10 protein-coding genes are annotated in these 9,697 nt (G+C 31.1%); 4 read left to right on the forward strand and 6 right to left on the reverse strand.

Translation table 11 applies throughout. The features are described from left to right. Positions 1-88: 88 nt before the first annotated feature. Genes ACKI2P_RS08125 through ACKI2P_RS08135 form a run of 3 tightly spaced genes read left to right on the forward strand, consistent with a single transcriptional unit; the run spans position 89 to position 2,672 of the window. Positions 89-388, forward strand: coding sequence for an STAS domain-containing protein (locus tag ACKI2P_RS08125; protein WP_407376683.1), 300 nt, complete (start codon positions 89-91; stop codon positions 386-388). Further along, positions 385-762 (forward strand): ATP-binding protein, encoded by a 378-nt coding sequence (locus ACKI2P_RS08130; RefSeq protein ID WP_407376685.1) that lies wholly within the window; start codon positions 385-387, stop codon positions 760-762. Before ACKI2P_RS08125 ends, ACKI2P_RS08130 begins: the two co-directional genes overlap by 4 nt. Further along, entirely contained in the window at positions 762-2,672 is a 1,911-nt protein-coding gene (locus tag ACKI2P_RS08135; RefSeq protein WP_407376687.1) for a PP2C family protein-serine/threonine phosphatase, read from the forward strand. The genes ACKI2P_RS08130 and ACKI2P_RS08135 overlap by 1 nt, the downstream gene beginning before the upstream one ends. Positions 2,673-2,708: 36 nt before the next feature. On the opposite strand, the gene ACKI2P_RS08140 is transcribed toward ACKI2P_RS08135, so the two are convergent. The 3 genes from ACKI2P_RS08140 to ACKI2P_RS08150 form a co-directional block, all read right to left on the reverse strand. Further along, the gene (locus tag ACKI2P_RS08140) at positions 2,709-3,602 is read right to left on the reverse strand and encodes a phosphatase PAP2 family protein (RefSeq protein ID WP_407376689.1); all 894 of its coding nucleotides are present in this window, start codon (positions 3,600-3,602) and stop codon (positions 2,709-2,711) included. A 316-nt stretch (positions 3,603-3,918) separates the two neighbouring features. After that, on the reverse strand, positions 3,919-4,278 hold the full coding sequence (locus tag ACKI2P_RS08145) for a hypothetical protein (protein WP_407376691.1): 360 nt from the start codon (positions 4,276-4,278) through the stop codon (positions 3,919-3,921). 26 nt (positions 4,279-4,304) lie between these two features. Continuing rightward, complete coding sequence (locus ACKI2P_RS08150; RefSeq protein WP_407376693.1) at positions 4,305-4,688, reverse strand: phosphatase PAP2 family protein; 384 nt, start codon at positions 4,686-4,688, stop codon at positions 4,305-4,307. Between the two features lie 288 nt (positions 4,689-4,976). Here ACKI2P_RS08150 and ACKI2P_RS08155 point away from each other — a divergent pair, with 288 nt between their 5' ends. Next, positions 4,977-6,119 (forward strand): metallophosphoesterase, encoded by a 1,143-nt coding sequence (locus tag ACKI2P_RS08155; protein ID WP_407376695.1) that lies wholly within the window; start codon positions 4,977-4,979, stop codon positions 6,117-6,119. Between the two features lie 275 nt (positions 6,120-6,394). On the opposite strand, the gene ACKI2P_RS08160 is transcribed toward ACKI2P_RS08155, so the two are convergent. The 3 genes from ACKI2P_RS08160 to ACKI2P_RS08170 form a co-directional block, all read right to left on the reverse strand. Next, positions 6,395-7,033, reverse strand: coding sequence for an acyltransferase family protein (locus ACKI2P_RS08160; RefSeq protein WP_407376697.1), 639 nt, complete (start codon positions 7,031-7,033; stop codon positions 6,395-6,397). A 72-nt stretch (positions 7,034-7,105) separates the two neighbouring features. Next, positions 7,106-7,678 carry a transglutaminase family protein gene (locus ACKI2P_RS08165; protein ID WP_407376699.1) on the reverse strand — a complete coding sequence of 191 codons (573 nt, stop codon included), beginning with the start codon at positions 7,676-7,678 and terminating at the stop codon, positions 7,106-7,108. Positions 7,679-7,715: 37 nt separating this feature from the next. Continuing rightward, positions 7,716-9,440, reverse strand: a complete 1,725-nt coding sequence (locus ACKI2P_RS08170; protein ID WP_407376700.1) for an FUSC family protein — start codon at positions 9,438-9,440, stop codon at positions 7,716-7,718. Between the last annotated feature and the right edge of the window lie 257 nt (positions 9,441-9,697).

Below are 9,697 nucleotides of genomic sequence, written 5' to 3' on the forward strand. Positions count from 1 at the left end.
TTTTCATTTTCAAAAGTTAGAATTAAGTTGAATACAAAAGCACAAAATTAGCAAAATATTTAAAATTATAATAAACAAATTAACTAATATGAATATCGTGAAAAATTATAATGATAAAGAATTGACTATTGAAGTTGGAGACCGTGTCGATACAGTAACCGCACCTGATTTTGAAAATGAGATAAATGACGAAATAGGCAAGTTCGATTCATTAATTCTTGATTTTACCAATTTGGAATATATTTCCAGTGCAGGATTACGTGTCTTAATTGCAACCCAAAAGAAACTAAAACCTGAAAACATTCCAATGACCATTACAAACGTCAATGACGCAATAAGCGAAATATTTAGAATGTCCGGTTTTGATAAAATCTTAAAGATAGAATGAGTTCTATTTCATTAAAACCTGAATTAAACGAATTATACAGATTGAATGAGCATATTTCAAATATTATTAAAAAAAAGAACAATCACGTTGATTTAATTGTTGAAGAAATTTTCGCCAACATCGTCAACTATTCAAATGCTACATTCATTACTGTCAATGCTAATTTTGAAAAGCAAATATTAACTTTAGAGTTCATTGATGACGGATTCGAATTCAATCCCCTGAAAAAAGAAAATTTCAAAGCCCCTGATACAATTGAAGATGCAAAAATTGGAGGTATTGGGATTAGTTTAATTAAAGAACTCGCAGATACTTTGGAGTATCAATATTTTAATAATAAAAATCACTTAAAAATAATTAAAAAAGTGGAATAATGAATGATAAACTAAAAAAAATAATAATTTCCTTTATTTTAATGATGGTTTTAAATTTAGGAAGTTATTATTGGGGCCATGGACATAATTTCGCTGAAGGATTGACTCCACACATGGGAATAATATTGGTTGCGGGGATGATATTTGGACCCTACGGTACTATCGGGGCAGTAGCAGGAAATCTTATATGTGACCTGATTAGAGGTTACCATCCAATAATCACATTTGTTTCAGTTCTAATCACTGCTGAAGCATCATATTTGGGATATAAATTATGGTATGGGTCTTACACATCCCAGACTAATGTTACAAATCCAAAACTAAACAATACAAGTAATGTGATTTTATTTTTATCAATAGTTATTGTTTGTGGCTTAATATATGCAGTATTGCATGGAAAACTGATTTTCCTAGTTTATCCAAACAATTTATATATAAACAATGTTATCGAAATCAGATTCTTTTTAAGTTTTGTTAATGCAGCAATACTATTTGGAGTGATTGGAATTTGGATTTCAAATAAAAAGAAGCTCTTCCACATTCCAAAAGTATCAAAAAGTAAACATGAGGAATTTTATAAAACAATATTCATTTTGTTATTCGCATCATTAGCGATAACATTAATTACTGATCATTTCATACACTACGGTTACTACCTCAAACTATCTGAGCTGATTATCATCACTTTACTTATATTAATATACCTGAAAAAACCTATTACGACCCACATTACTCTCAGCGATGCCAAATCCGTTCCGGAAAATGTGATGAACATATTTCAATTATCCATATTAATCATTGTTATTTTGGGAATTATATTTTCATATGATACTAATCTCTTAACCGCCATTGAAAATTTATTGCCTTTAAATAAAAATGAAATCATGATTACTCTAATGACATTTATAGACATATTGCTAATTATTTTCTTCATTCCGTCAATGGTAGTTTTAAAATACATCGAAATGAATGTTATTGAACCGATCATATCATTTTCAAAAGTGGAGGAATTCATTCATGAAAATGAAAAAATTGAATCAGATGGGATGATTGAGATTTATTCAAAATACCTCGATGAACAAACTGAAATCGGAACACTGGCTCGTTCATACACTGATTTGATTAAGTTCAATAACAATTATATTGAAAATATTCAAGAAATTGAAGGCGAAAAAGAACGTATTAAAGCAGAACTTGATATTGCAACCCGAATTCAAGCTGCAAACCTTCCAACAGACTCCCTTGTAACTGATGATTACATCGTGAACGGTTATTCCAAACCTGCCAAAGAAGTTGGAGGAGATTTTTTTGATTATTTTAAAATAGATGATGACAATTTGGCCATTATAATTGGTGATGCATCAGGCAAAGGTGTTCCTGCAGCAATTCTTGCAATGATTACTCAAGTTATAATCAAGCAACTGATTAAACACAGCAATGACCCGTCAAAAATTCTATATTCCCTTAACAATCAGTTATGTGAACACAATACCGAATCAATGTTTATCACATTATGGCTTGGAATATACAACAAAACAACTAAAAAAATAACATTTTCCAATGCCGGACATGAACCTCCATTATTTAAAAACAATGATAACTTTAAATGTTTAAATATCAATTCAGGAATCGTTTTAGGAATCATGGAAGATTTTAAATATTCAAACGAAGAATTGGAGCTACATGACGAAATTATTTTATATACTGACGGAATAACTGATGCAAACAATAATAAGAATGAAATGTACGGTAAAGACAACTTACTGAGATTCTTCAATGAATTTAGAACTGACACCGATCCAATCAAAGCATTATTAAGCAATATTGCTGACTTTACCCATGATACGGAACAATTTGATGATATGACATTACTGTATTTAAAAATCAAAGATGACAAAAATCCCAATTAGGAATAAAAAAAAGTAAAATTGATTAAATAGACCCAATCATCCATCCCTATCAATCTTATTAAATGTTAAAGGGTAAATTGCAAGTATTATAAATGTAAACAATGAATACTTGATACAATCAAACAAATCGCTGCGACCTGCTAATTTTGGAATTAAAACAAAAAGCAATGCAAACAAAATTAATGCTCCTGCAAGTCTGACTATTGAATCCCTTCTGCTTTTAGGGTTTTCGAAGTTAACGTATTTTTCCTCAACAAGAAAACCTAATGAAATTCCCAAAGCCAACGCCACATATTTAATATAACTTATTGCAGGACAGAATATGATTCCAACCAAAGACAGGGCGATAATGCCCAAATAGATATAAATCCTATATTCCTTCCTATCATAAATACGAGATAAAATTAAGATTATCACCAAAGCAATGATGAAACCTACTATAGTATCTGTCGGAAAGTGGACGCCTAATCCTACCCTTGAAAGCGCAACAATGAAAACTCCAATCAATCCGATAGCGACATAAGGAATCTTACGGAGATATATTGGAATTGCCAAAAACAAGTTAGTTGCCATCATAGAATGTCCGCTTGGCAGAGAATATCCCTGTATTTTAAAGTCAAAAGGATTCTGACCAGCCACATTGGGATGAATACACTTGATTTTGTCCACAACTGCATAGGGCCTTAAACGTGCAACGCTCACCTTGATAAATTCGCAGCACACCCCCGCCGAAGCCAACGAAAGCAAAGTGAATTTACCCCAATCCTTGTTGTATGCCAAATAGACTGAAATGAATATAAATGCCAGAACATTTTTAGTGACGACATCCGCTATTATTTCAAAAAATCTCATTACAAAATCAGGAAATGAACTTTGCATAAATATTATCAGATAAACTTCCCATGGAAAATAAAAAACTGATTCAATCATAATGTTAACTATATTTGATATTTAATAAAAATATTTCTAAAAAAAGAGGAGATTAATAATATAAAAAAGCAAATTCAGCAATCCTCAGTTCAAAAATCATTAAAGTTGTTGTCAATAATATCAATTAATCTAAACCGTTATTGAAATTAATTATAAACTTCAATTATCAAAATGAAAATAAAAAAAGAAGAAGGTTATGAAATGTCTTCATAAACATCTTTTTTACGATTTTGGAAGAATTTTATAACAGCTGGCACAATCAGCATCACATAACATGGGAACATGAAAAAATTCAGGAAGTTACCAAGTTGAGGATCTAAAGAAGCTTTATCAATGGATATAAAGCATACATCAAAATCATGTAACCGATATAAGCGCAGGCAATTCTTAAAAATTTACAGTCAAGAGGTCCGTCACTAGTAAATTTGATGAATCTTCTCTCAATTACCCATGGAACAAAAATTCCAATTGAAAATCCGACATCCTTATATGCATCAACTGCCATTTTTGCAGGTTCAACTATCAGTTTACCTGCACTGTCATAATCCATAGGATAAGATTTGAATGTCGGATAGACCAAAAGCAAAACGGACAATAAAATACCTGCACCTGCAATAATCAAATCAAAATTAGGATTCTCCTCTAATTTATCAAATAATTTGCCGACAATAAACAAGATTATTAAGGAAATTATAAATGCCCCTAAACATCAGTTAAATAATGCACACCAAAGTAACAACGGGTAAAAGCCAACAATACAAGGCAGAAAATGAAAAAGAATTGCAATCCTTTTGTAATATCACCTTTAATGATAGATCCTATGAACAATATTGTTCCTGAGGTAATATGTCCACTTGGGAAAGAATATCCAGTAGCGCTTTCCAAAGCCTTTTCATAAGGATGAATATTGGAATTAGCCACCCATGGACGATAAACACATGAGGTAAGTTTTGCAAAACTATTGGCCAGACGAGAAAATGACAATGACACCAACAGATATTCACCTAATTTTTTATCGTAACTCCAGTAAATAATGGCAATTAAAAACAAAATAATAGGCAAATTTCCGAAGTCAGTACAATTCATGAAAAAAGTATTAAAGGCCCTCCTACTGATTCACGTATTCCCTGAAGAAATAACAAAAACATAGTAGTAAAAATTTTAATCACCAGATAAAAATTTATTATTTAATTTATAAATAGATATAGATATCATACAGATTTCAGTTTAAAGGATTTTTTTAATCAATTTGTAACTCAATTTGACATTTAATTATGTTTTTGTTTGAATCTTTCAAACACCTTGTTGATTATAAAAACTGAAAAAAAGAAAATGTTATAACACCAATAAAATCAAAAATATAAAACAGATATCATGAACCCCCTTCATTTTTTCACATTAGGTTATTACCCCGAGTATCTGACAATAGGAATAATCATAGGAATAATCATTGGAATATATGCATTTTTCAGAGTGAAATATGCTCTTAATGATTCCAAATTATCTAAAAACAAAGTAATAATAATCAGCACCATAATTTCCATATTTGCATTAATATGCTGTTTGAATATATGGTCGAATGCTGCAATATACACATTATATATCTTTTTATGCTCGTTATTTGCAGACATCATAAGATTAATCGTGAAATACCCTCTTAAAGACAAATATTTAAAGTTTATGCCGAAACTTCATAAAAAAGGAATGTTAGCAGCAATCTTTTTCATAATCATAATTATTTCAGGAGTATATGGTATGAACCATATCGATCAAACCGAATACAATTTGACTACACAAAAAATAGGCGATGATTCATATAAAGTAATATTCATTAGTGACACACACTACGGAAGTGTTCAAAATCCTCAATTGCTTAAGGACTCAATTTCAAGAATTAATGATTTGAAACCAGATATTGTTCTTTTAGGCGGAGATATTGTTGATGAAAGAACAAGCAATTTGGAAATGAAAGAAGTATTTGAAGAGTTAAGTAAAATCAACTCAACATACGGCACATATTACATATTTGGAAATCACGACACACAGCCTTCACAAACAGATTATGAAAACGGGAACAGAACGTTTACAGACATCGAATTAAATCAGACAATCAAGAAAAATGGAATAAGAATACTGAATGATGAAAAAACAACAATCAATGGAGATATTGTTCTGGTTGGAAGAAGTGATGCTGAATGGGATGGAGATGCCGAAAGAGCAAATATTAGCGAAATATTGAATAAAAGCGATTTATCAAAATACGTGATAGTTGCAGACCATCAACCTTTAGATGAGATGGAAAATTCAAAATCAGGTGTTGATTTGCAAGTTTCAGGACATACCCATGCAGGACAAGTATTCCCATATAAAGAAATAATAGAATATGAAGGAATAAATTCATATGGCGAATACACTATTGGAGACATGAAACAAATAGTATCTTCCGGCCTTACCGGATGGGGATGGGGAATTAGAAATGAAGGAAAATGTGAATACGTGTTAATTAACATTAATTAACACCATTCAAAAAACATCTATAATTAAAAAAAGCATGAGCGAATAAACTCACATGGTCTTTTAATCCTATTATCATCCAACCTGAATGTCAAAGAAAAAACAATCGCCATAATGATGGCCATTACCATCATAACGAATCTCATTGCCTCCTGAATAATGATATCAGCAGCATTCACAACAGTACTGTTCTGTTATTTAATCTCACATCTATATTCCCTACATTCTGGAAAATTTTTAAAAATACATTATGTTGAAGCAATGTTGAATGATGAGACTCAATGCCTGCGGATATAACTTTTAATTTTTTGATATCCATCAGCTATCACTACTGAAAAAGTTATCACGGCTAAAAACGTTAAGATACGCAAAATCATATTGCTTTCAACATCAATAAACTGATTGATGTAAGTTAATGAAAGAATTAACGCCCATTGAATCAAATATATGGATGTTACATTTTTACTTGTTCTTGTAATGAAATTGTTAATTTTAGGAGATGCCCTTTTAGATAGGAAATAGAATATTGATCCTGCCAGAAGTATGATTACAATCAATAATATGATGTCCTGTATGGACAGATGCAAATATGACAATTTTTCAGGCACGGTTCCGCCAGTAATAGCAAACATTCCCTCTCTTGTGATGAAACCCAGTATTAATAATAAAATTGTGGTTATGGAAGTGTACCTTAAAATCAGTTTATACAATTTATCCTTATCACTGCACCTTCTCAAATCATTTCCAAACAGCATTCCCGCCGCAGGTATGATAAACCAGTTTAAAAATGGAAAACAACTAACAATGTTCTGCCCAGTTGTTTCAATAAAATTGCCCAAAAGCTGATTTAAATACATATTATGCAATGTAACGTCCGGATGATAGGATACAATTAAAGATAATGAAATACCGACCAAGAGAATCTGAGTATGGCTCAGGCCAAGTTTTTTAAATATTCCAACCTAGTATTTTCATATTTTCCTCCATTATTAAAACTCAAAGTCTGTTGTGATTTCCAGTATACTCTCACTTCCTATCAGAATATTAACCAATCTATCATCCAAATCCCCATGATTATCATGATAGTCAATTTCACCCCATTCACTTCTGATTGTATATGCCAAGTGTTCCTCATCCAAACTGAAATACGCATTAATATTTTCCTTATTTCCTCGAGCATCAAGCCTAATCCATTTATTAAAACCTTTTAAATACACAGTGTTTAAAGCATGAATCATATAACCTTCACTATCGTCATCTGCTCTTGTAAGACGCTGATAACTGATGCCTGACGGAATCTGATTTGCTCTTAGAAGTGCTGCAAGAAGACATGATTTTGTCCAGCAGATTCCAGTTTTATTTTCAAGCACCTCACTGGCAGTTCTTGAAACCACATCAGCTTTAATGTCCCATGAATGAGAAATTTCATCCCTAACAAAGATGTAACATCTTTTGAGGTAATCCATCTCATCTTCAGATTGATTCATCAATTCCCTAACCTTATCTTGAATAAGATGATTCATGTAATCAATGCTTGGTGTTTCCATCAAATATTCTTTCATGCAATTCTCCGACATATAATTAATATAAATAAAATTATTAATCAAATCCTCCGATAATCCTCTGTTCATCTTTAAACAGACTCATGACATGTTCCATTGAATATGCCAATATTTTATCTTTGATATTTAAATTTACATCTGCCAACGCATTATCATCAATTATTTCAACCAAATTTTTAGCCAAATCATCAGATATTGGAATCAAATCCAGATAATTCAAAATGAAATTGCAAATATCAGTAATTTTTACCTGTAGAGTATATAATTCCCGGTTTTCCTCAGTTATTTCAATGTTTTCCCGTACAACATTGCTTAAAACTAATAATGTTGTTTTTTTATCAGGTCCCGTTGCCATGCATTTCTGTTTAACCAAATCGATTGACTGTTGATTTAGCATATAAGATGTTTTCAGATTATTCTTTGTTTCGATTTCAACAGAATAAGGCAGGAATTTGTAATTGAATAATGTGACAACTACAACTGCAACAGTTACCCACAATATCTTCAATTCCATTGCTTCAGGCGGTGGAATATACATCAGTGCAGTCATGACTGATATCACAGTAGTGACAATTGTCAAAATCAGTTTATCCTCCAATTTAATGACCATTATAAACATACAGACAACCATTACTGCAACAGAAATTACGTTAAATGAAACGTTAAGATAAGGGACAATTATGAGAATTGCTGCAAAAACAAAAACTCCGATAAATGTTCCCTGAAGTCGTGACTTTGCAGAATATGCAACATCATTAATATAAGGTAACATTAACGAGATTGTAGCGAAATATAGCCATTTTGTAAATGGCAAATTAAACATCAGCGTCAGCAGCTGCCAGACAAACATTAAAAAGGCCATTTTAAATGCAAAAGTAAACTTGACAGATCTGAAACTGAAATACTGTCTGATTAATGATTTGAACTGGGTTTTTAATGTGTTTTTATCTGGAAGGATTATTTCATCGGATAAATCTTTTTTGATTTCATTTGAAATTATCTCCAAATTTAATAAAACAAGATACATCACTTTTGATTCTATTTCAATACCGTCAAATATGTCCTCCAAATCAATGTGTTTGATTTGAGACAAAACACTTCTTATGTAAAGCAGTTCCTTATTTGACAAATCATGCTCAGATATAATCTTTCCAATGTATTGAAATGATTTGACAACATTCAAAACGGATTTATGAATTTCAGATGGGAAATATTTATACTCGGACCTGTTGAAAATACTCAAATAAAATCCGTTGATTGTACGGAAATTATCCGAAGAAACATCTTTGCCATCCAATTTCAAATCTATGGCTTTGTCTAATTCCGAAATTAACATGTCAATAGTTGCTTTTGATAGTTTATAATCTTTTTTCCTGTTAATTGTCATATTCAATCCAACGATGAAAACCGCACCGAAGACAAGAGACAAAAGCCTCATCGGCAACATTTCAACAGAAACCGGAATTCCAACCATCATAAAATATATCATCAGGTACGGTAAATAAACATGGGCACCAAAAAGATTATAGGACGTGAAAGTAGTTGCAAAGACAACAACAAAGGTCAATATGCATCCAAAGATAGTCAATGGATTATTCAAAAACGATGCAATGCCTAACACCAAGAGCAATAACAGTATTTTAATAAAAGAAGATTTTGGTTTAAATGACAAATCATTACTCAGATTCATGAACGCCGCCATGACCACCATCATACCGATTACAGCATTTTTACTTCCAAATATCACCATATAAAAAATCATGAACAACATCATTGAGACAAACATGATAATTTTTGATTTTAATGCCCTATTCATAATTACTCTAATAATATATTTTATTAAGAATTAATATAAGTTAACTATTTTTAAACAGAATAAAAAAAATTCAAATCAACAAAATTTTTGAAAGAGTGGACTTTGTGAAAAAACAAAAAAATGATAATAAACTATTCTCCAACAACACAATATATCAAAAAGACTATACATAATATATGCACCAACACAAAAATGGTCAAAAA

This window comes from Methanobrevibacter sp. (assembly GCF_045541095.1).
Lineage (GTDB): Archaea > Methanobacteriota > Methanobacteria > Methanobacteriales > Methanobacteriaceae > Methanocatella.